Annotated in this window: 16 protein-coding genes and 2 pseudogenes; 8 read left to right on the plus strand and 10 right to left on the minus strand. The window is 63.8% G+C overall.

Annotated features, from left to right (window positions below; genetic code table 11):
- Nucleotides 1-44: 44 nt before the first annotated feature.
- The gene (locus tag AC0L14_RS14775; protein ID WP_473749948.1) at nt 45-842 is read left to right on the plus strand and encodes an ATP-binding cassette domain-containing protein; all 798 of its coding nucleotides are present in this window, start codon (nt 45-47) and stop codon (nt 840-842) included.
- The gene (locus AC0L14_RS14780) at nt 839-1891 is read left to right on the plus strand and encodes an ABC transporter permease (protein WP_287247395.1); all 1053 of its coding nucleotides are present in this window, start codon (nt 839-841) and stop codon (nt 1889-1891) included. The genes AC0L14_RS14775 and AC0L14_RS14780 overlap by 4 nt, the downstream gene beginning before the upstream one ends.
- 16 nt (nt 1892-1907) lie before the next feature.
- On the opposite strand, the gene AC0L14_RS14785 is transcribed toward AC0L14_RS14780, so the two are convergent.
- Nucleotides 1908-4577 carry an ATP-dependent helicase gene (locus tag AC0L14_RS14785; protein WP_473749949.1) on the minus strand — a complete coding sequence of 890 codons (2670 nt, stop codon included), beginning with the start codon at nt 4575-4577 and terminating at the stop codon, nt 1908-1910.
- 219 nt (nt 4578-4796) lie between these two features.
- Here AC0L14_RS14785 and AC0L14_RS14790 point away from each other — a divergent pair.
- Nucleotides 4797-7108, plus strand: a pseudogene (locus AC0L14_RS14790) (glucose/quinate/shikimate family membrane-bound PQQ-dependent dehydrogenase).
- A 5-nt stretch (nt 7109-7113) separates the two neighbouring features.
- On the opposite strand, the gene AC0L14_RS14795 reads toward AC0L14_RS14790, so the two are convergent.
- A complete protein-coding gene (locus tag AC0L14_RS14795) occupies nt 7114-7272 on the minus strand; it encodes a hypothetical protein (RefSeq protein ID WP_473485278.1) in 159 nt (52 codons plus the stop codon).
- 364 nt (nt 7273-7636) lie between these two features.
- Between AC0L14_RS14795 and AC0L14_RS14800 the strand changes: the two genes are divergently transcribed.
- A complete protein-coding gene (locus tag AC0L14_RS14800) occupies nt 7637-8542 on the plus strand; it encodes a dienelactone hydrolase family protein (RefSeq protein ID WP_473749950.1) in 906 nt (301 codons plus the stop codon).
- Between the two features lie 97 nt (nt 8543-8639).
- Here the strand turns inward: AC0L14_RS14800 and AC0L14_RS14805 are convergent, their stop codons facing one another.
- A complete protein-coding gene (locus AC0L14_RS14805) occupies nt 8640-9545 on the minus strand; it encodes an EamA family transporter (RefSeq protein WP_473749951.1) in 906 nt (301 codons plus the stop codon).
- 41 nt (nt 9546-9586) lie between these two features.
- Here AC0L14_RS14805 and AC0L14_RS14810 point away from each other — a divergent pair, with 41 nt between their 5' ends.
- A complete protein-coding gene (locus AC0L14_RS14810) occupies nt 9587-10114 on the plus strand; it encodes an Lrp/AsnC family transcriptional regulator (RefSeq protein ID WP_473749990.1) in 528 nt (175 codons plus the stop codon).
- Between the two features lie 25 nt (nt 10115-10139).
- Here the strand turns inward: AC0L14_RS14810 and AC0L14_RS14815 are convergent, their stop codons facing one another.
- Together AC0L14_RS14815 and AC0L14_RS14820 are read right to left on the minus strand one after the other, a co-directional pair.
- On the minus strand, nt 10140-10337 hold the full coding sequence (locus AC0L14_RS14815; protein WP_023676715.1) for a hypothetical protein: 198 nt from the start codon (nt 10335-10337) through the stop codon (nt 10140-10142).
- A gap of 113 nt (nt 10338-10450) precedes the next feature.
- Nucleotides 10451-10951: a thioesterase family protein gene (locus tag AC0L14_RS14820; RefSeq protein ID WP_473749952.1), complete on the minus strand. Its 501-nt coding sequence runs from the start codon at nt 10949-10951 to the stop codon at nt 10451-10453.
- Nucleotides 10952-11049: 98 nt separating this feature from the next.
- Here AC0L14_RS14820 and AC0L14_RS14825 point away from each other — a divergent pair, with 98 nt between their 5' ends.
- Together AC0L14_RS14825 and AC0L14_RS14830 are read left to right on the plus strand one after the other, a co-directional pair.
- Nucleotides 11050-12462, plus strand: coding sequence for an FAD-binding oxidoreductase (locus tag AC0L14_RS14825; RefSeq protein WP_473485283.1), 1413 nt, complete (start codon nt 11050-11052; stop codon nt 12460-12462).
- A 94-nt stretch (nt 12463-12556) separates the two neighbouring features.
- Nucleotides 12557-16591: an AsmA family protein gene (locus tag AC0L14_RS14830; protein WP_473749953.1), complete on the plus strand. Its 4035-nt coding sequence runs from the start codon at nt 12557-12559 to the stop codon at nt 16589-16591.
- A gap of 6 nt (nt 16592-16597) precedes the next feature.
- On the opposite strand, the gene AC0L14_RS14835 is transcribed toward AC0L14_RS14830, so the two are convergent.
- The 4 genes from AC0L14_RS14835 to AC0L14_RS14850 all read right to left on the minus strand — a co-directional run bounded on the left by AC0L14_RS14835 (nt 16598) and on the right by AC0L14_RS14850 (nt 18451).
- On the minus strand, nt 16598-16825 hold the full coding sequence (locus AC0L14_RS14835; RefSeq protein WP_023798778.1) for a ribbon-helix-helix domain-containing protein: 228 nt from the start codon (nt 16823-16825) through the stop codon (nt 16598-16600).
- A 20-nt stretch (nt 16826-16845) separates the two neighbouring features.
- Complete coding sequence (locus AC0L14_RS14840; protein ID WP_473485285.1) at nt 16846-17091, minus strand: DUF4169 family protein; 246 nt, start codon at nt 17089-17091, stop codon at nt 16846-16848.
- Between the two features lie 18 nt (nt 17092-17109).
- Nucleotides 17110-17643: an SspB family protein gene (locus tag AC0L14_RS14845; RefSeq protein WP_473485286.1), complete on the minus strand. Its 534-nt coding sequence runs from the start codon at nt 17641-17643 to the stop codon at nt 17110-17112.
- A gap of 118 nt (nt 17644-17761) precedes the next feature.
- The gene (locus AC0L14_RS14850) at nt 17762-18451 is read right to left on the minus strand and encodes a TetR/AcrR family transcriptional regulator (protein ID WP_123151926.1); all 690 of its coding nucleotides are present in this window, start codon (nt 18449-18451) and stop codon (nt 17762-17764) included.
- Nucleotides 18452-18614: 163 nt separating this feature from the next.
- On the opposite strand from AC0L14_RS14850, the gene AC0L14_RS14855 reads away from it, so the two are divergent.
- Nucleotides 18615-19820, plus strand: coding sequence for a multidrug effflux MFS transporter (locus AC0L14_RS14855; protein WP_473485287.1), 1206 nt, complete (start codon nt 18615-18617; stop codon nt 19818-19820).
- A gap of 47 nt (nt 19821-19867) precedes the next feature.
- On the opposite strand, the pseudogene AC0L14_RS14860 reads toward AC0L14_RS14855, so the two are convergent.
- Nucleotides 19868-20435, minus strand: a pseudogene (locus AC0L14_RS14860) (AAA family ATPase).
- Nucleotides 20436-20579 lie beyond the last annotated feature (144 nt).

The raw sequence follows: 20579 nt of genomic DNA on the forward strand, positions 1-20579 counted from the left end.
GGTCGGACAGGCCGACCGGCAGCCGGAACCAAGCGAGGATCGCAATGGCCGAACGCCTTATCGAACTGCGCGACATCAGCAAGTCCTATGGCCAGGTCTATGCGCTGGGCGGGGTTAACCTCAGCGTCGACCGCGGCGAGGTGGTCGGCCTGATCGGCGACAATGGCGCCGGCAAGTCGACACTGATTAAGATCCTCTCCGGCGTGGTCAAGCCGACCAGCGGCGAGATACTCATCCGCGGCAAGCCGGTGACCGGATGGAGTGCGGCGCGCTCGCGCGACGCCGGCATCGAGACCGTGTTCCAGGACCGGGCGCTGGCCGTGCAGCAGACGATCGTGCGCAACATCTTCATGGGCCGCGAGCTCACCGGCTTTCTCGGCTGGCTGAAGGTCGGCAAGGAGATCGAGGAGGCGAGCCGGCTGATGCGCGAGATCGGCTTCACCTCGAAAGTGTTCACGCCGCAATCGATCGTCGGCCAGCTCTCCGGCGGCGAACGCCAGGGCGTGGCGATCGCCCGCGCCATCTACAAGCAGGCCGACCTGATCATCCTCGACGAGCCGACGACGGCGCTGTCGCTGACCGAGACCGCCAAAGTCTTCCATTTCGTGCGCCAGGTGCGGGCGAGCGGACGGTCGATCCTGTTCATCGGCCACAACATCCACCACGTCTTCGATATTGCCGACCGATTCGTCGTGCTGGACCGCGGCAAGGTCGCGCTCACCGCCGACCGCAGCCAAGTCAAGTCGGCCGAAGACCTCATCAACTTCATGGAAGACGTGGCGCATCCGGGCGGTTTGCCGGGACTGCACGACGCCGGCGATCCGGAGCAGAGAGCACGATGAGCAAGACAATGGAGCCCGATCTGCACGAGCCGTCCGCCGGCATCTCCCGTCCCGGCAATCCCCGGAAAGAGTGGAAACACCCATCTGATCACTGGATGCGCGGCTTCATCCTCGACAACCGCGCCGCACTCGGCACGCTTGCCGTGTTCGTGGTGATGATGACAGTGTTCATGATCGCCAACCCGACCGTCTTCACCACCTGGTATCTCTACAGTTCCGTGCTCACCACGCTGCCGGTAGCGCTGTTTGTGGTGGTGCCGCTGGTCTTCGTCGTCACCTGCGGCGAGATCGACCTGTCGTTTCCGGCGACGATGGGTTTTGCCTCATGGGTCTTCGCGCTGGTCGTGCAGGCCGGCTACGATCCGTTCCTCGGCATCGCCGCCGCCATTGCAACGGGCACGTTGCTCGGCTTCCTGGTCGGGTCGCTGGTCGTCTATGGCGGGCTGTCGTCGCTGATCGCCACGCTCGGCATGAATTTCCTGCTGCGCGGCCTGATCCAGATTATCAACGAAGGCAAGTCGACGGCGCTGACCAGCCTTGCCGACAGTTGGGCCTACAAGATCTTCTCCAGCCAACTCTACGGCATCCCGGTGCAGATCTTCTGGGCCATCGGCTTCGTCGTGCTGTCGGCGCTGCTCTACAACAGGCATCGCTTCGGCGCGCAGGTGAAGGTGGTCGGCGACAATCCCGACAGCGCTCAGCAGATGGGCATCGACGTCAAGCGCGTGCGGGTGAAAGTGTTCGTCTTCGTCGGCATCGGGGCGGCGATCGCCGGCACCTTTTCGGTGATGATCAACTTCACCTGGTGGCCGACGGCTGGCGACGGCTATTTGCTGCCGGTGCTGGCATCGGTGTTCGTTGGCGGCACGCCGACCTGGGGCGGGGTCGGTACCGTGGTCGGCGGCGCCATCGGCGCCGTCACCGTGTCGTTCATCCAGACCGGCGTCGTCGCGGCAGGCCTGAGCGGTTTCTATGTCCAGTTCTTCAACGGGCTGATCATCATCCTGTCGCTGCTCGGCCACAAATGGAACCAGGCGCGGTATCGGTGAGCGGAGGGGCGGATGCTCACACCCCGCTGACAAACCCGTCCAGCACGCGTTTCTGGCCGGCCTTGTCGAAATCGATGGTCAGCTTGTTGCCGTCGATGGCAGCAATGTTGCCGTTGCCGAATTTCTGGTGGAAGACGCGGTCGCCGACATTGAAGGGGGATGGCGTGTCGGCAACGGATTTGGCGACCAGTTCGCCGTCGATGGTGCGGCCTTTGATCGAGGTGCGGCCGGCGCCATAGCCGCTGTCGGTCTCGCCATAGCCGATGCGCTCGACCTGATGGCCGGAACGCGAGCCCCAGTTGCGGTCGGTCGCCTCGGTGCGGTTCTGTTGCGCGCGCTGCCAGCCCGGCGTCGCGTAAGTGTTGGAGAAGGCACCGGATTTCTCGGTGCCGCCAACATTGTCGAAGCGCGAAGCGCCGTAAGGATTCTGCCTTCCTGCGCCTTGGCCGCCCCGTCCGGAGGCGAAAGACCCGCCGCCATAGGCATTGCCGTAGCCGCCGTAGCTGTTGCCGCTTTCGGCGACCTCGACATGGGCTTCCGGCAATTCATCGAGGAAGCGCGACGGGATGGTCGATTGCCACAGGCCGTGGATGCGGCGGTTGGAGACGAACCACAAATGCAGGTTCTTCTTGGCGCGGGTCAGCCCGACATAGGCCAGCCGCCGTTCTTCCTCCAGCCCGGAGCGGCCGCCTTCGTCGAGCGCGCGCTGGTGTGGAAAAAGACCTTCCTCCCAACCAGGGAGAAAAACCGTCTCGAATTCGAGGCCCTTGGCCGAATGCAGCGTCATGATGTTGACGGCGTCGAGTTCGGCGTTCTGCTCGGCGTCCATCACCAGTGCGACATGTTCGAGGAACGAGCGCAGCGATTCATACTCTTCCATGGAGCGGATCAGTTCTTTGAGGTTTTCCAGCCGGCCGGGCGCTTCCGCCGAGCGGTCGTTCTTCCACATGTCGGTGTAGCCGCTCTCTTCCAGGATGGTCTCGGCGAGCTCGGTGTGCGGCGTGGTCTCCAGCGCCTTCTGCCAGCGCTCGAAATTGGCGGCGACTTCCCGCAATGCTGCGCGCGGCTTCGGCTTCAGTTCGTCGCTCTCGGCGAGTTTTTCCGCAGCCTCCAGCATCGGGATGCGGAGCGCCCTGGCGGTGTCGTGGATCTGGCGGATGGTGGCTTCGCCCAGCCCGCGCTTCGGCACGTTGACGATGCGCTCGAAGGCGAGGTCGTCTGCCCCTTGCGCGACGACGCGGAAGAAGGCCAGGGCGTCGCGGATTTCGAGGCGCTCATAAAAGCGCGGCCCACCGATGACGCGGTAGTTGAGGCCGAGCGTGACGAAACGGTCCTCGAATTCGCGCATCTGGAAGGACGCGCGGACAAGAATGGCCATGTCGTTGAGATTGTGCTTCTGCCGCTGGTAGGCTTCGATGGTTTCGCCGACGGCGCGGGCCTCTTCCTCGGAATCCCAGGCGGCATGGACATGCACCTTCTCGTCGTCCTCTGCGACTTTTTCGGTGAACAGCGTCTTGCCGAAGCGGCCTTCATTGTGGGCGATAAGATGGGAGGCCGTGCCGAGGATATGCGCGGTGGAGCGATAGTTGCGCTCCAGCCGGATGATCGCGGCGCCGGGGAAATCCTTGTCGAAGCGCAGGATGTTGTCGACCTCGGCCCCGCGCCAGCCATAGATGGATTGATCGTCGTCGCCGACGCAGCAGATGTTGACTTTGCTTTCGCTCACGGGCTGTTCCGCGCCTGCCGGCGCGGGCCCTCCGCGGGGGCCTCGCAACGGCTCGGACGCCCGGTCGGGCTTGCGGCCTTCGGCCGTTCGCAAACCTGTCGACGTAGAAGTGCGTCCGGCGTCCGGCCGCTGGGCCAGCAGGCGCAGCCACATGTATTGGGCGGTGTTGGTGTCCTGGTACTCGTCGACGAGAATGTATTTGAAGCGCTTGTGGTACTCCTTCAGCACGTCCGGATTGTCGCGGAAGATGCGGATCGGGTGGCACAGGAGGTCGCCGAAGTCGCAGGCGTTCAGCGTCTTCAGCCGCTCCTGATAGGCCTTGTAGAGCTCACGGCCCTTGCCGTTGGCGAAGGCGCGGGCGTCGCCCTCGGGAATGTCGGCAGGGCCAAGCCCCTTGTTCTTCCAGCCGTCGATCATCTGGGCGAACTGCCTGGCCGGCCAGCGCTTGTCGTCCAGCCCTTCGGCCTGGATGAGCTGCTTGATCAGGCGCACGACGTCGTCGGTGTCGAGAATGGTGAAGTCGGATTTGAGCCCGGCAAGCTCGGCGTGGCGGCGCAGCAGCTTCACTCCAATCGAGTGGAAGGTGCCGAGCCACGGCATGCCTTCGACATTGCCGTCGCCGATCAGCAGGCCAATGCGCTGCTTCATTTCGCGCGCGGCCTTGTTGGTGAAGGTGACGGCGAGGATCTGCGACGGGAAGGCTCTCTTCGTGGCGAGGATGTGAGCGATGCGGGTGGTCAAGACACGCGTCTTGCCGGTGCCGGCGCCGGCCAGCACCAGAACCGGACCCTCGGTGGTTTCCACCGCCAGCCGCTGTTCGGGGTTGAGCCCGTTCAGATAGTCGGGCGCATTGGTGTGGCCGCTGCGGGCAGCCATGGCGCGCGCGGCAATGCCGGACGGGGCCGTGGGCCGCGCATTCGGTTCGTCAAAAAAGGGCATGTCTTCCGAAAAGCCGGACATTGTCCCCGAATGTAGTGATTCGGCAGCGAAAGGCCAGAAGTGTCTCCGTTTTGTTCTCAATCCAGGCGGGGGAGTTACAAATCCGGTAGAACACCACCTATAGCGCCAGCCTGCTTGACAGCCATGGCGGGCCGGAGAAAGTTGTGCTCGGGGCAGGAACGCAATGCCGGGTTGCCCATTGACGCGTGCGAAGCGCGCACCAGTCGAAGGAGCATCGTTTTGGCTGTCGTCATCACCTCCCTCATCCTTTTCCTTATCGGCCTGGTACTCGGCGGCGGCGGCATCTGGTTAGCTTCGCTAGGTGGCAGTTGGTATTACGTCATTGCCGGCATAGCCTTCCTCGTCGCTGCCTGGCTGCTCTACAGGCGCAAATCCATGGCGCTGTGGCTGTACGCGGCGATCGTCATCGGCACGCTTTGCTGGGCGGTCTGGGAAACCGGCTTCGACTGGTGGGAGCTCGGTCCGCGCGGCGGCATTATCGTGCTTATCGCGTTGTGGCTGCTGACACCGTGGGCGCGGGGCGGGCTCACCGGTCCCGATGGTCGCGCGCCGCTGATCCTCGCCGTGCTGGCGTCGATCGGCGTCGCCGGCTATTCGATGACGACCGATCCAAAGAATATTGCCGGCGAACTCAACACCGACAAGGTGACGCCGACCGCCGATCGCGGCGGCAATGTGCCAGCCGGCGAATGGCACTATTACGGTCGCACGACGTATGGCCAGCGCTATTCGCCGCTCGACCAGATCACCCCCGAAAACGTTGCCAATCTGCAGCCGGCCTGGACCTATCGCACCGGCGATGTGAAAGGGCCCGACGATATCAGTGAGACGACCTATCAGGTGACGCCGCTGAAGGTTGCCGACACGCTCTACATTTGCACGCCGCACAATTTCGCCATTGCGATCGATGCCGCCAGCGGCAAGGAGAAATGGCGCTTCGATCCCAAGATCAAGTTGGACAAGGACCGCCAGCACCAGACCTGCCGCGGCGTGTCCTATTATGTCGCTGCCAAAATCGCCGCCGGCCAGCCCTGTGCGGCACGCATCTATCTGCCGACATCCGACGCTAGGCTGATCGCGCTCGACGCCGCGAATGGCCAGGTCTGTCCCACATTTGCCGAAGGCGGCACGCTGAACCTGCTTGCCAACATGCCATATCCGAAGCCGGGCTATTATTATTCGACCTCGGCGCCGCTGATCGTCGCCAACAAGATCATCGTCGGCGGCGCGGTCAACGACAATTATTCAACGCAGGAGCCGTCCGGCGTCATCCGTGCCTTCGACGTCGACACCGGCGCCCTGATTTGGAACTGGGATTCCGGCAATCCGGACCAGACGACGCCACGGGCGCCGGGTTAGACCTATACCCACAACTCTCCCAACATGTGGTCGACAGCGAGCGCCGACGAGAAGCTCGGCTTGCTCTATGTGCCGCTCGGCAATCAGACGCCGGACCAGCTCGGTATGGGGCGCAGCGCCAATGTCGAGAAATTCTCCTCCTCGATCACCGCGCTCGATCTCAACACCGGCCAATTGCGCTGGGTGCGGCAGACCGTGCATCACGATCTGTGGGACATGGACGTGCCTGCGCAGCCGACGCTGGTCGACATCACCACGGCTGGCGGCGTGGTGCCGGGGCTGGTCGGGCCGACCAAGCAGGGCGACCTCTATGTACTCGACCGGCGCAGCGGCGAGCCGATCGTCCCGGTCAACGAAGTACCGGCGCCGGGCGGCGCGATCGAGGGCGACCACACCTCGCCGACGCAGCCGGCTTCGGATCTGAGTTTCAATCCGGAGCCGCTGACCGGGGCCGACATGTAGGGCATCACCATGTTTGACCAGCTGGCCTGCCGGATCGAATTCCTGAAACTGCGCTACGAGGGCCGCTATACGCCGCCGTCGCTGCAAGGCTCGCTGATCTATCCCGGCAATTTCGGCACATTCAACTGGGGCGGCGTCGCCGTCGATCCGGTCCGGCAGGTGATGTTCGGCATGCCGACATACCTGGCGTTCATCTCCAGGCTGGTCCCGCGCGCGGACGTGCCGCCGCCGGGCGATACCAAGGGCAGCGAACAGGGCCTAAATCGCAATGACGGTGCGCCTTACGCAGTGATATTGAAGCCGTTTCTGTCGCCGCTCGGCATTCCCTGCCAAGCGCCGCCCTGGGGCTATGTCGCGGGCGTCGATCTCAGGACCGGCAAGATCGTCTACAAACACCGCAACGGCACCGTCTACGACATGACGCCGCTGCCACTGCCGTTCAAGGTCGGCGTGCCGGGCATTGGCGGGCCGATGATCACCGCCGGCGGCGTCGCCTTCCTTGGTGCTGCGGTCGACGACTTTTCCGCGCTTATGATCTGACGACCGGCAGGCAGCTCTGGCAGACCCGGCTGCCGGCCGGCGGGCAGTCGACGCCGATGACCTACACGGTCGCCGACGGTCGTCAGTTCGTGGTCATCGTCGCCGGCGGCCATGGCTCGGTCGGTACCAAGCCGGGGGATTACGTGATGGCCTATACGCTGCCGAAATAGGGCGTTCAGTCGTTGGTTTTCGAGCGGCTGCCGGCAGGCCGGCGCCGGTTGCTGCGGACCTTGACCGTCGATCGCCTGGCCGCCAAGGCGGCGGACCGCAGCGCCAGCAGCGCGGCGCCGGCAAGCACGAATGCGCTTACAAGGATCGGGGTCGGGAAGATCATGGGCGTTGTTCCTTCTTGTCAGAGCCAGCCACAGGGTAGGCAGGATCACTACCGGCGGCTTTCGTTTTTACTGCGGCAGCACCGCCAAGATTGTCGGAGATGACCAAAATTTGATGAAGATGCGGCGCATTCGCGTCATGGCCTTTCGGGCCGAGACCAGCTGACAGGCCTTGGCGACGACGCCGAAGAAGGCTGTCGCCTTGAATATCCTAGCTAAGGAAATCGCTTCGACGGTCCATAGCCAATGCAGGCCGACCGGCGTTGTGGAGTGCATGCTAGGGCCTCACTGATCCGTGACTGGACCATGCGGGCTTCGACCCTATGTTGCGCGGCGGGAGTGTTTCCCGAAGCCGAGGAGAGCGCCATGACGAAACCTAGCCCTGCCGGCCCAGCCGTCACGACACCCGCCATTACCCAGGCGATGATCGACGCCTATGACGAATACACGCATCTGACGCTCGACCGGCGGCGCTTCATGGAACAGTTGACCAGGCTTGCCGGATCAGGTGCGGCGGCGGCCGCAATCGCGCCGCTGCTGGCTGCGAATTCGGCCCGGGCAGGGATCATTGCCGAGGACGATTCACGCGTGATGGGCGAGGACATCAGCTATCCCGGCAGCGGTGGCGAGATGAAGGGCTATCTGGTCAAGCCGGCCGGCCAGTCCGGCAAGCTCGGCACCGTCATCGTCGTGCATGAGAACAGGGGGCTCAACCCGCATATACGCGATGTGGCGCGGCGCGTGGCGCTGGAAGGATTTGTGGCGCTTGCCCCGGACTTCCTGTCACCGCTCGGCGGCACGCCGGCCGACGAAGACAAGGCGCGTGAGCAGTTTTCCAAACTCGATCCGGCGCAGACCATCGCCAATGCGGTCGCAACCGTCGCTTTCCTCAAGGGATACGCGGATGGCAACGGCAAGGTCGGCGCGGTCGGCTTCTGCTGGGGCGGCGGCACGGTGAACACACTGGCTGCCAACGCGCCGGATCTGGCTGCCGCTGTCGCCTATTACGGCATGCAGCCGAAGGCCGAGGATGTGCCGAAGATCAAGGCGGCGTTGCTGCTGCATTACGCCGGGCTCGACACCCGCATCAATGCCGGCATCGACGCCTTCAGGAAGGAGCTCGATGCAGCCGAGGTCGAGTACACGATCTATGTCTATGAAGGTGCCAATCATGCCTTCAACAATGACACGTCCGCGGCCCGCTACGACAAGAACGCGGCGGACCTCGCCTGGGGACGGACGAGCGCCTTCCTCAGGGAGAAGCTGGCATAGAGCGGCGGACTCTCAGGTCGAACCGTGCCGCCGCTCCATGTTTTGGTTTGAGCATCGGATTTTCCCAAAACCGGCTGCCACTTTTGGGTCCGATGCTCTAGTCACGCGCCGGTTTGTGGAAAGCGACACCTGCCACCACCAGCGCGATGCCGAGGCAATCGGTGGGGCTGGGTATCTGGCGGAGCACAATGACGCCGATCAGCGTGGCGGTGACCGGCAGCAACGACAGCATCAGCGCGAAGCTCGATCGCGGCAGCCGCGACATGGCAAGCTGGTCGCAGATATAAGGGATGACCGAGGAGCATATGCCGACGCCGATGGCGGCGATGAGCAGTGGCGGCGCCGAGAAGGCCGGCAGCGCATCGGTGAAGCCGATCGGCAGCACGATGAGGCAGGCGACCGCCATGGCGGCACCCAGGCCGGCGATGCCGTCGCCAGCGCCGGCGCAGGCAACGCGATGGCCAAGCACGATATAGCCGACGAACAGCGCGCCGTTGAGGAAGGCCCAGAACAGGCCGATCGGGTCGCTTGACCATTTGACATCGATCAGCAGCAAGGTGCCGATGACGGCAACGGCAAGGGCTGCAAGATTGCGCGGGCTTCTGACGCCTACCAGCGCGACGCCGATGGTGCCGACGAATTCGATCGCCGCGACCAGCGAGATCGGCAAACGGTCGAGCGCCAGGTAGAAGGAGCAATTCATCACGCCGAGGCAAGCGCCAAAAGCGAGAAGCAGCAGTCGTGTCGGCCGGTCGGCGCGGGCGAAGACCGTCCAGGGCCGGGTCAGCGGCGCGAAGACCAGGACGGCCGTGACGATGCGCAGCCACGCCATGCCGAGCACGCCGACATGCGGGAAAAGCAGCACGGCGAAAGCCGGCCCGAGATAATGGAACACGGCGCTGACGCCGAACCAGACATGCGGCGGCAGTGAGGTCGCCAGCTTGCCAAAGACAGGGCCGGCGAGCGCAGGAATTGCAGCAGGGGCTTGCGCTGGATCATCCATAGGATCATTATCGCAGGCGATCGTTCCGGTTTATATGGATGATGACCAGCGAAAGCGACCGTTGGTTTTCCAAAACCAAGGAGTTTTCCCTGAAACGCCTTCGAAACGAAAATTCCGACCTGGATGCGGCCGATCTGAAAATCCTGCGCCTGCTGGAAAAGGATGCGCGCACCAGCACCGCTGAACTGGCGCGCTCGGTCGGCCTGTCGGCGCCGAGCGTGGCCGAGCGCATTCGGCGGCTGCAGGAGAGCGGCGTGATCGAGGCCTATACGGTGCGGATCAATCCGGCCGCGCTCGGCATGAAACTGTCGGCATGGCTGCGCATCAGGCCCGTGCCCGGGCAACTGGCTGTGGTGGCCGAGATCATCCGCGACTTGCCGGAAATCGCGCAATGCGACCGGGTGACCGGCGAGGACTGTTTCATCGCGCTGGCGCATGTCGGCTCGGTGGCCGAGCTCGAACGGGTGATCGACCGCATCATTCCGTTTGCGATGACCAACACCGCGATCATCCAGTCGTCACCCGTGGTGGCGCGTTCGCCGCTGGCGGCAGTGAAGCGGCAGCCCTGACGGTTGAGGAATTAAGCGCTGCCCGTCAGGCATGCCCGCGCTTCATCCGCGCTTGCTTCAGTATGGCGCGCCAGCGGATCATGGCGAAGGGGATCGGCTCGTTGTTGTTGGCAATGTGAAAGATCTCGTTGTTGAGGTTCTTCAGCGAGCGCCAGAAATCATAGTCGGTGATGCGTGGGTCGGCCGCCAGCCTGTCCGCCTCGACCTTGATGTCGGTTTTCATGCACGTTCCCCGAACCGCTTCAGCCCCCGCCGCTCGTGCGTACGGTTTTCGAACGCCGCGCTGAGTCGTTCAACGCCTCAATTCGGCTTGTTCACGTTAAAACCTTGGTAAGGTTAACGGGACTGCGGTTCAAGCGTCTTGCGACGAATACCGATCGAACGGCCGGCGCGCTCAGGCATCGGCAGCGCCGCATGGGCGGCGCGCAGCGCTTCCACCTTGGCCAGAACATCGGCCGGGAAGGGCGCCACCTTCGGTCCGGACATGTCGACATGCAGCGACAGTGATTCGGAAGTGGCAGCGAGCCAACCGTCGACATGACGAATTTCCTGGTAGGCCCTAAGCCGCTTGTCGTCGTGGTCGAGGAGTTGGAAGGAGACATTGACCTTGTGATCGAGATGCAGCTCCCTGATATAGCAGACATGGACTTCCGCCGTGTAGATGGTCAGCCGCCGCCGCTTCACATAATCCAGCCCCATCCCCATCATTTCGAACGCTTCGTCGGAGCAGCGGTCGAACAGCACGTTGTAATAAGCCATGTTGAGATGGCCGTTGTAGTCGATCCAGTCCTTCTCGATGTCCATGGCACGAGAGACGAAGGGGGCAGGGGTGGACATCGAAAACTTCCTTCTCGCTGGACAGGACGTGGTTGGTGAGACTACCCATCCATAAGTCCATAACAAGGGTGGACACTGGTCCATTCGCGGAGGAATAGATGGCTCTGAGCGACCTCAATCCGGTCGAGCGCAACGAAGAAGGCATCGCCGCGGTGCTCGGCATCCTCAAGCAGCGGCTCGGCGAGCGGTTCCAGACCGGCGAGGCGATCCGCGCCCAGCACGCGCATACCACCACCTACATTCCGACCCAGGCGCCTGACGGTGTGGCATTTCCGGAGACGACGGCAGAGGTGCAGGAGATCGTGTCGGCCTGCGCCGCGCACCGCGTGCCGGTGATCGCCTTCGGCGTCGGCTCTTCGCTGGAGGGCCATACCAACGCGCCAGGCGGCGGCATCTCGCTGGATATGTCGCGGATGAACCGCATCCTCGCGGTCAACCCGCAGGATCTCGACTGCACGGTCGAGCCCGGTGTGACGCGCGAGGATCTCAACCGGCATCTGCGCGACACCGGCCTGTTCTTTCCGATCGATCCGGGCGCGAATGCATCGCTCGGCGGCATGGCGGCGACGCGGGCGTCGGGCACCAATGCGGTGCGCTACGGCACGATGCGCGAGAATGTGTTGTCGCTGACGGCGGTGATGGCCGACGGCGAGACCGTGACGACCGGCAAGCGCGCAAAAAAGAGCTCGGCCGGCTACGATCTGACGCGGCTCCTGATTGGCTCTGAAGGCACGCTCGGCATCATCACCCAGCTGACCCTGAAGCTGCAGGGCATTCCGCAGGCGATTTCCGGCGGCGTCTGCCCGTTTCCAAGCGTCGAGGCGGCCTGCAACGCGGTGATCGCGACAATCCAGATGGGCATTCCGGTGGCACGCATCGAACTGGTGAATGCGCTGCAGATGCGGGCGATGAAGAGTTATTCGAAACTCGATTATCCCGAAAGCCCATGCCTGTTCGTCGAGTTCCATGGCAGCGACGCCGGCGTTGCCGAGCAGGCCGAGACCTTCGGCATGATCGCCGAGGAATATGGCGGCGGCCCGTTCCTGTGGACCAGCGTCGCCGAGGAGCGGACGAAGCTGTGGAAGGCCAGGCACGACGCCTATTGGTCGTCGCTGACGCTGCGGCCGGGCGCCAAGGGGTTGTCGACCGACGTCTGCGTGCCGATCTCGCGCTTTGCCGAATGCGTCACGCAAACCGAGGCCGACATCGCCGAGATGGGGTTGATCGCGCCGATCGTCGGCCATGCCGGCGACGGCAATTTCCATGTACTGGTGCTGATGGACGCGGACGATCCGAAGGAAATCGAGCAGACGGAAGAGTTTGTCGCGCGGCTGAACATGCGGGCGATCGGCATGGATGGAACCTGCACCGGCGAGCACGGCATCGGACAAGGCAAGGTCGGCTTCCTGCGCCATGAACTTGGCCACAGCGTCGACATCATGCGCACGATCAAGCAGGCGCTCGACCCGCTGAACATCATGAACCCTGGGAAGATACTGCCGGCCGACTAGAGCTTTTTGCTCTTGGAGCGATCGATTTGCCTCTTTATCAACACGCTGATGCGGGTAGAGTGCGGCTGATTTTCAATCAACTGCTTGGGAGTTGATGCTCGCACGCCTGTTCGTGATCTTCGGTGGCCTTTTCGTGCTGGTGCTGTGTGCGGCGCTGGTGGTGCCGTATTTTATCGACTGGACAAGCTACCGTGCCGATTTCGAGCGTGAGGCAAGCGCCATTCTGGGCCGTAAGGTAACCGTTCAGGGCGATGCGACGGCGAGACTGCTGCCGTTTCCCTCCGTGACCTTTTCGAACGTCACCGTTGCCGGTGGCCCCGGCGGCCAGCCGGCAATGACCGTCGAGACTTTTTCGATGGATGCGGAACTGGCGCCCTTCCTGAGCGGCGAAGTGCTGATCTTCGACATGCGGCTGGTGCGGCCGAAGGCGACGATCGACATTGCCGCCGATGGTACGGTCGACTGGGCGATACGCCCGTCGTCACCCTTCGATCCCGGCCAGATCTCGATCGAGAAGCTGACGGTGACGGAGGGAGAGATCGCGCTGCGCCATGCTGCCGGCGGGCGCAGCCATCTGCTTTCCGAGATCAACTCGACGATCTCTGCCAAATCGCTGGCCGGACCTTGGCGGATGGGTGGTTCGCTCTGGCTCGACGGCTTGCGCAGCACGGTCATCGCCTCCACCGGCAAGGCCGGCAGTGACGGGCAGATGCGAGTTCGGCTCAAGCTCGATCCAGACGCCTATCCGCTGGTCATCGAAGCGGATGGCAATGCCGGCATCGTCAATGGCGCCGCGATCTATACGGGTCAGTTCAAGGTCGCAAGTTCTGACACGAATGGTGTCGACAAGAGTTCGACGCAGCTTGACGGCACGGACGGTGGGACGATGAAGGCCAGCGCCGGCAAGCCGGAGCCGGGGTTCAGGCTGAACGGCAAATTTTCGCTCGACCACCGGAAGCTTGGTGTCGACGAATTCCGCTTCGAGACCGGGCCGCTCGACAATCCCTACACCGCCGACGGCAAGGCTGCCGTCGAGCTTGGGCCGAACCCAAGCTTTTCGATCGAGGCCGATGGCGCACAGGTGCAGTTCGATGAAGCCGTCGGCGCCGCGGCCGACGCCGGACTGACGCTGTCGGCGCGTGTCGCGGCGCTGGAGCAGGCGCTGCTCGACCTGCCCAAGCCGACCATACCGGGCACCGTCGAGGTGAAGCTGCCGGCGGTGGTGGCCGGCGACACGACAGTTCGCGACGTGCGCCTTTCCGCCGAGCCGGCCGATGCCGGCTGGTCGGTGAAGTCGCTCGCTGCGACACTGCCCGGCCGTGCCAGGCTGGAGGCAAATGGTATGCTCAGCGTCGAGGATCATTTCGGCTTCACCGGTTCGCTGCTTCTGGCGGTGGGGCAGCCTTCCGGCTTTGCCGCCTGGCTGTCGAAAGATGTCGACGAGGCGATCCGCCGGCTGCCGGCCGCCGGCTTCAAGACCAAGGTCGACCTGACCGGGAAGCGGCAGGCCTTCAGCGACCTCGAACTCGTTCTCGGCAAGGCGAAATTTTCCGGTCGCATCGATTCCAGCCAGCCCGACGACGCCAGGCCGTCGGTGCTGATGCGGCTCGAAGGTGGCGAGCTCGATGTCGACGGCCTCGCCGCCTTCGCCTCGATCTTCATCAGCGACAAGGGCGCCAACCGTTTTTCCGACCGCGACCTCGATTTCCAGATCAAGGCCGGGCCGGTCAGTGCCGGCGGGCTGACCGCCGATACGGTCGATACGGCGCTCAGGCTACGCGATGGGCTGCTCGAAATCGACCGGCTTTCGCTCAATGGGCTTGCCGGCGCGTCGATCAGCGCCACCGGACGGATCAAGGATTTCCCGGTGAGCCCGACCGGCAAGCTTGATGCCTCCGTGGTCGCCGTCGACCTCAAGCCATTGGTCGATGTGGCGGCGAAGCACTATCCGGACAATGCCGTGCTGAAGGGACTGGCGGGACGCGTGGCGGCCTATCCCGAGCTGTTCCAGGACGCGCGCATCGATCTGGTGACGAGTGCCGCCGCCAATGGCGACGGCACGACGGGACTGGCGGTCAGCGCGCAAGGCAGGGCAGGTGGCTCGGCGTTTTCAGCATCGCTGTCCGGCAAAGGGATGGCCGAGCGGCTTCTCGATGCGCCGGTGTCACTGACCTTCAACGCCAGGAATGCCGACGCCACCGCACTTCTGGCGCTTTACGGGCTGCCGGCGCTGCCGCTCGGCATGCTTGGCGAGGCGACCACCGATGTCTCGGCGAAAGGCACGCTTGGCGGCGGCATGGCGACGAGCTTCAACCTCACCGGCAACGATTTCAAGGCTGGGTTCGACGGGACATTCGCCGGCACGCCACAAGGCGCCACCGCCAAGGGCAAGGTCAGCCTGGAAGCTGCCGACATCGAGCCGTGGCTGATGACGACAGGCGTCGGCTTGCCGGGCATGGGGACAGGCATGTCGACGTGGTTTGCGGCCGACGCCGATTTCGGCAACGGCCTTCTGGTGCTGTCCGGCCTCAGCGGCGCCATCAACGAGGCGGCGGTTTCCGGTGACGTCAATGTTGACGTCAAGGACGGGGTGCCGCATCTTGCCGGCGCGCTGGTACTCGATGAACTGGATCTCGACCCGATGGCGGTGGCGCTGTTTGGTGATCAGGCCTTCCTGGGCGCCGGCGGGGCTTGGCCGACCGCCCCGTTCAGCCAGAAGCCCAGCCTGCCTTTCACAGCCGAACTCGACCTGACCACGGCATCGCTGGTCGCCGGCCCGCTTGCCACGGCCTATGACGCGGCGCTTTCGCTGAAGCTCGACCAGGAAGGCATCCGCGTTTCGGACCTCAAGGCAAAGTTCTCAGGCGGCGCGCTTTCCGGGCTGTTCGAGCTGAAGAACAATGACGGCACCGGGCTTTTCTCCGGCCAGATGAAACTTGCCGGCGCCGATCTGGCAACCGTGATGCCACAGGCCGGCATCAGCGGAAGCGGCGATTTCTCGGCAGCGCTTTCGACCAGCGGCAAATCGGTCGATGCGATGGTAGCGGCGCTGTCCGGTTCCGGCACGGCGGCGCTGAAGGGCTTGACCATTGCCGGCGTCAATCCCGACGCCTTTGGCGCCTTCATCGCCAGGGCCGATGCGATCGGGCGCGATATCGATGCGGCCAAGACCGCCGGCTTCGCGCCGCAGATCGCCGCAGACGGCAGTTTTCCGGCCGGGGATACGGACATAGCCTTCACAATTGCCGGCGGCACGCTGAGGGCACCGCCGGTCAATCTTGAAAATCCGGCGGCGAAGCTGTCCGCCGACATTACGGCGGACCTGAACGCCAGCACGGTCGCGACCGGTGGTTCGATCACTTATCGGCCCGGCGACGAAGCGCTGGTCGGCTCCGATCCGACTGTGAATTTCAGCGTCGACGGGCCGTTCGGCGCCGCGAAGCGGCAATTCGACAGTGAGCCGCTGGCGCAGTTCCTGACCCAGCGCGCGCTTGAAAAGGAACAGCAGCGGGTCGAGGCCATGCAGGCGGCACTGCTTGAAAAACAGCGGCTGCGGCGCGAGGTGCGTTACTACGCGGCCCTGCAAGCCGAGCGTGAGAGGGCAGCCGAGGAATTGCGCAAGCAGCAGGAGGCGGCGCGGCTGCAAGCCGAGGCAGATGCGAGGGCGAAGGCTGAAGCCGAGGCAAAGGCTCGAGCCGAAGCGGAGGCGAAGGCCAAAGCGGATGCGCAGGCGAGGTCTGAAGCCGTGGCCAAAGCCAAGGCGGATGCACAGGCGAAGGCTGAAGCCGAGGCCAAAGCCAAGGTCGAGGCGGAAGCAAGGGCCAGGGCGGATGCCGAAGCGAGAGCCAGAGCGGCGCAAAAAGCGGCGGACGAGGCGGCGAAAGCCGAGGAACAGCAACGCCGGAAAGCGGAAGAGGCGAGGCGGACGGAAGAGGCGAGGCGGATCGCTGCGGAACAAAAGGCAAAGCTCGACGCCCAGCGCAGGGCGGCGGCTGAGCAGGCGCAGAAAATCGAGCGCGCGCCTCAGCCGCCGGCCAATGACAACCCGCCGCCATCAGGATCCGCGCCAAAACCCACGCTTGAACCTTCGTCGATCGACAATCTGCTGAAGTCGCTGGGCGGCGGATAGCTCTACCTAGACCGGTTTCATCCCTCGCTTTGCCCAATCCAGGACGTAGAGCCTGAGCGCCGAGGACAGGTTGGCATCGCGCGGCCGGGCCTCGTCGATTTCGGCGACGAGGGCGGCGAGCGTCAGTTTGCGCGCGGCCGCGATGGCGACGAGATCGTCGAAAAACGGCTTTTCGAGCGAATAGCTGGTGCGATGGCCGCGAATGGTCACCGAGCGTTTCTCGACCGGGCTCACCGGACGTGACTCATTTCACTTCAAGCATCGGATTTATCCGAAAACCGCGGCGCACTTTTCGGTCCGATGCTCGGGGAATCCGGATCGCCCGAGGCTTCGCGGCGATGGCCGGCGACAAACGTTTCTGCTTTCTCGGCGATCAGACGGTCACGCTCCCGGTCGGCCCTGGAACGGCCGTGCAGCGTCCGGTTCTGTTCTGCCAGGCGCCCCTTCTCAGCTCGTGCCTTTTGCTTGCGGGCCTGGCGGAGATTGACGATGTCGGCCATGTCGCGCGGCCCGTCGGATCACTTCTTGCGGAAGGCGTCGAGCGACACCACTTCGGCGCCCTTGGCGACGGCGTCGGCCGCGGCAGGCTTCTTTTCGGCCTCAGCGGTCTTCTTCTTTTCCGGCTTTTTCTCGGCGACGGCGGCCAGCGGTTCGGAAGCGGGCTGGCCGGCCAACTCCTCTTCTGCCGAGGTCTCCGTCTTCACATCGAATTCGAGCTCGAAATTGACGGACGGGTCGTAAAAGCCGCGCACGGCCGAGAACGGGATTTCCAGCTTTTCCGGCACGTCGGAGAAAGACAGCCCGACCTCGAAGCCGGTGTCGGTCACCTTCAGGTCCCAATACTGGAACTGGATGACGATGGTCATCTGTTCGGGATAGCGCTCGCGCAAGCGGGAAGATACGCGCACGCCCGGGGCGCCGGTCAGGAAAGTGATGAAGAAATGATGGTTGCCGGGAAGGCCGGTGCGCGCGACCTCGGCCAGGACTTTGCGCATGACGCCGCGCAATGCCTCCTGGGCCAGAATGTCGTAGCGAATGTGGTCGTCGGCCATGTGGCTGTCGGGTTCCGTTGAATCGTCCGCATAGCTGTAATCAAGCTTGAGCGCGGCGTAAACCGGATATAGACGCCGGCAGCGCAGATGCGAGAGGGCATGCCTCAGATTTGATCGCTCAGGCGCCAGCGAGCGCGCTGTGCTTTTGCGCGTCGGCCGCCGGCTGCCGCTTGCCGAAGGCGCGCAGGAATGTGCGCACGCCATGTGTCGCCGATTGCAGCACCTCATCATCGGTCGGCGTGCCGCCAAGCATGAAGGTCGTCTGCAATTCGGCATTGGCAAGGGCCAGGAACTGGCGGGCCGCGACGTCGGGGTCCTCGATGTCGAGGAAACCGGCATGGGCGAGGCGGGCGAAACGGGCGGCGATAGCCGGCCATGTCCTGCCCGGTCCCTGTTCGCGCCATTCGGCAAACAGCTCGGGATAGCGCTCGCCCTCGGTCTGGATCAGCTTGCGCAGGAATTTTCCATCGCGGTTGCAGATACAGTTGCGGTTCATGCGCACAGCGAAGGCGATCAGATCGGCTTCAAGGTCCTTCGGCTGGTCCGGAAAGGTGGAAATGGTGGCGAAGATGCCGGCATTGCAGCGCTCGGTAAGGTCGCGGACGATGGCGACGAAGAGTTTCTCCTTATCGCCATGGTGGTTGTAGATCGTCTGGCGCGAAACGCCGGCCTCGGCGGCAATCATGTCGATATTGGCGCCGGCGAAGCTTTCGCGGCAGAACACCTCGCCGGCAGCGTCCATGATGGAGGCGCGCTTGGCCTCATGGCCGCGTGGCGGGATGGTGTCAGGAGAAACGTCGTGCTTCATGAAAACTATATAGAGGTGATTGACGAATTAGACAAGAGTGTCTAAATTTATGGACTTATCTTAAAGGAATTTCCTCCGCAGGAAGTCGGAATTTCACGGGACGGTACGTCCTAGGATTACACACGCCCGGTCGGCAAACCAGATTTGAAAGAAACCCGCTATCATGAGTCCCCAATTCCTCCGCATCGCGGTCGTGCTCGGCCTGTTGTCCGCCATCGGCCCGTTCGCCATCGACATGTATCTTCCGGCGCTGCCTTCGATCGGCGCGGATCTGCAGGCCAGCACCGCTGCCGTGCAGATGAGTTTGCTGATCTTCTTTCTGTCCATGGGTTTTGGCCAGATCGTCGTCGGACCGATCTCCGACATGGTCGGGCGCAAGCTGCCGCTCTATGGCGGCCTCGCACTGTTCATGGTCGGCGGCATCGGCTCGGCGCTGGCACCCTCGGTCGAATGGCTGATCGCCTTCCGTTTCCTGCAAGGGCTCGGCGCCAGCGCAGGCATGGCGGTGCCGCGCGCCATCGTGCGTGACCTGCACACCGGCACCGAGGCTGCCAAGCTGATGTCGCTCTTGATGCTGGTGTTTTCGGTGTCGCCGATCCTGGCGCCGCTGACCGGTAGCGTCATCATCGAGAATTTCGGCTGGCGTGCGGTGTTCTGGACGGTGACGGGTGGGGCGGTGCTCGCCACCATCCTGCTGGCGACCTCGCTCAAGGAGACGCGGCCGGTCGAGACGCGTGCAGGCAGTTCGTTCGGCACCGCGCTCTCGGCCTACCGCTTCCTGATGGGCGACCGCAACTTCCTTGGCCTGGCGGCCATCGGCGGCTTCGGGCTGGCGAGCTTCTTCGTCTACCTGTCGAGTTCCTCCTTCATCCTGATAGATCACTACGGGCTGTCGCCGTCGGTCTACAGCATGTTCTTCTCGATCAACGCAGTCGCCTTCATCGGCATGTCGCAACTGACGGGGATGCTGTCCGAACGGTTTGGGCTGAGGCCGGTGGTGCGGGTCGCGGTGGTCGGCTATGCGACGACGATGGTGGTGCTGTTCGCGGTGATGGCGTCCGGCGTCGACCGGCTCGATGTCATGGCGGCGCTGCTGTTCGTCGGCTACGGGTTCCTCGGCCTGGTGATCCCGACGACTTCGGTGCTGGCCATGGAGGCGCATGGCGCGATCGCCGGCACGGCCTCGGCGCTGATGGGCACGCTGCACTTCGCCATCGGCGCGGTCGCCATGGGCATCGCCGGGGTGTTCTTCGACGGCACGCCGCTGCCTATGGTGGCCGGCATTATGCTTTGCGCGGTGATCTCCTTCACGCTGGCCAAGGTGACGCTCGGCCGTCGGCGGGAGGTTGTCGAAGCGCCTGCAGAGTAGATGCTTTCCAGCGAGAGCATGAAAAGGCCGGGTCAGTCCCGGCCTTTTTAACGTCTGGGCTCAAGCCGCAAGCCTGCCTCGGTGAAGATAAATCGCAATCGCGCCTCGACCGGCGCCAAGGGTAACGGGACCAGTTCATAGCCCAATTCCGTGTAGATGCTGGTCAGCGCATGATAGGTGCGTTCGGCCTCGTCAAGGGTCTGCTTTCGTTCGCTGTCCTGCCGAAAAATCTCCGGCCAAGGCGGTGCGATGAAGACTTGACTGGCGTAGCGGAAGCGTTCGGCGGCATTGCTGACGTGGTCGGGCACCGGCAGGCCAGTGAGGCGCAGATAACCAAGAGTGTCCGGCACGCCGCGATCGAAGAAGACGGGGCCGTTCTGTTCGAGGGCGGCTCGATAGGAGCGCAACTCCCAGGACATCATCAGTTCGGCGAACTGCGCCGGATCGTGCCAGGGCAGGGCCGGTCCTCCTATCGCCAAACTGATCGCGGATGATGCCGCGTCCGGCTTCGGGCGAGGTGGCAAGGCCGGCCGACCGCAAGGCTTCGATCAATGTGGTCTTGCCGGAACCCGGACCGCCGGTCAGCACGAAAAATCGATCGGAATCGTTTTGCATTTTTCAGTCCTTTGGACGAATCCGGCCGCCCGCATCTGCCAGCAAGACAGCGTCGCGACAGAGCGCAGCCCAAGAAGCGCGACCAGCAAGCCTGCTGCCGTCACAATATCGAGGGGAGATGGGGATCGGAGGGGAAGTAGGAAT

Source organism: Mesorhizobium sp. WSM4841 (genome assembly GCF_055811515.1).

Bases quoted from the DNA above. Each gene is read 5' to 3' on its own strand.
- AC0L14_RS14775 (WP_473749948.1), top strand. From the start codon at position 45: ATGGCCGAACGCCTTATCGAACTGCGCGACATCAGCAAGTCCTATGGC.
- AC0L14_RS14780 (WP_287247395.1), top strand. From the start codon at position 839: ATGAGCAAGACAATGGAGCCCGATCTGCACGAGCCGTCCGCCGGCATC.
- AC0L14_RS14785 (WP_473749949.1), bottom strand. From the start codon at position 4,577: ATGTCCGGCTTTTCGGAAGACATGCCCTTTTTTGACGAACCGAATGCG.
- AC0L14_RS14795 (WP_473485278.1), bottom strand. From the start codon at position 7,272: ATGATCTTCCCGACCCCGATCCTTGTAAGCGCATTCGTGCTTGCCGGC.
- AC0L14_RS14800 (WP_473749950.1), top strand. From the start codon at position 7,637: ATGACGAAACCTAGCCCTGCCGGCCCAGCCGTCACGACACCCGCCATT.
- AC0L14_RS14805 (WP_473749951.1), bottom strand. From the start codon at position 9,545: ATGGATGATCCAGCGCAAGCCCCTGCTGCAATTCCTGCGCTCGCCGGC.
- AC0L14_RS14810 (WP_473749990.1), top strand. From the start codon at position 9,587: ATGACCAGCGAAAGCGACCGTTGGTTTTCCAAAACCAAGGAGTTTTCC.
- AC0L14_RS14815 (WP_023676715.1), bottom strand. From the start codon at position 10,337: ATGAAAACCGACATCAAGGTCGAGGCGGACAGGCTGGCGGCCGACCCA.
- AC0L14_RS14820 (WP_473749952.1), bottom strand. From the start codon at position 10,951: ATGTCCACCCCTGCCCCCTTCGTCTCTCGTGCCATGGACATCGAGAAG.
- AC0L14_RS14825 (WP_473485283.1), top strand. From the start codon at position 11,050: ATGGCTCTGAGCGACCTCAATCCGGTCGAGCGCAACGAAGAAGGCATC.
- AC0L14_RS14830 (WP_473749953.1), top strand. From the start codon at position 12,557: ATGCTCGCACGCCTGTTCGTGATCTTCGGTGGCCTTTTCGTGCTGGTG.
- AC0L14_RS14840 (WP_473485285.1), bottom strand. From the start codon at position 17,091: ATGGCCGACATCGTCAATCTCCGCCAGGCCCGCAAGCAAAAGGCACGA.
- AC0L14_RS14845 (WP_473485286.1), bottom strand. From the start codon at position 17,643: ATGGCCGACGACCACATTCGCTACGACATTCTGGCCCAGGAGGCATTG.
- AC0L14_RS14850 (WP_123151926.1), bottom strand. From the start codon at position 18,451: ATGAAGCACGACGTTTCTCCTGACACCATCCCGCCACGCGGCCATGAG.
- AC0L14_RS14855 (WP_473485287.1), top strand. From the start codon at position 18,615: ATGAGTCCCCAATTCCTCCGCATCGCGGTCGTGCTCGGCCTGTTGTCC.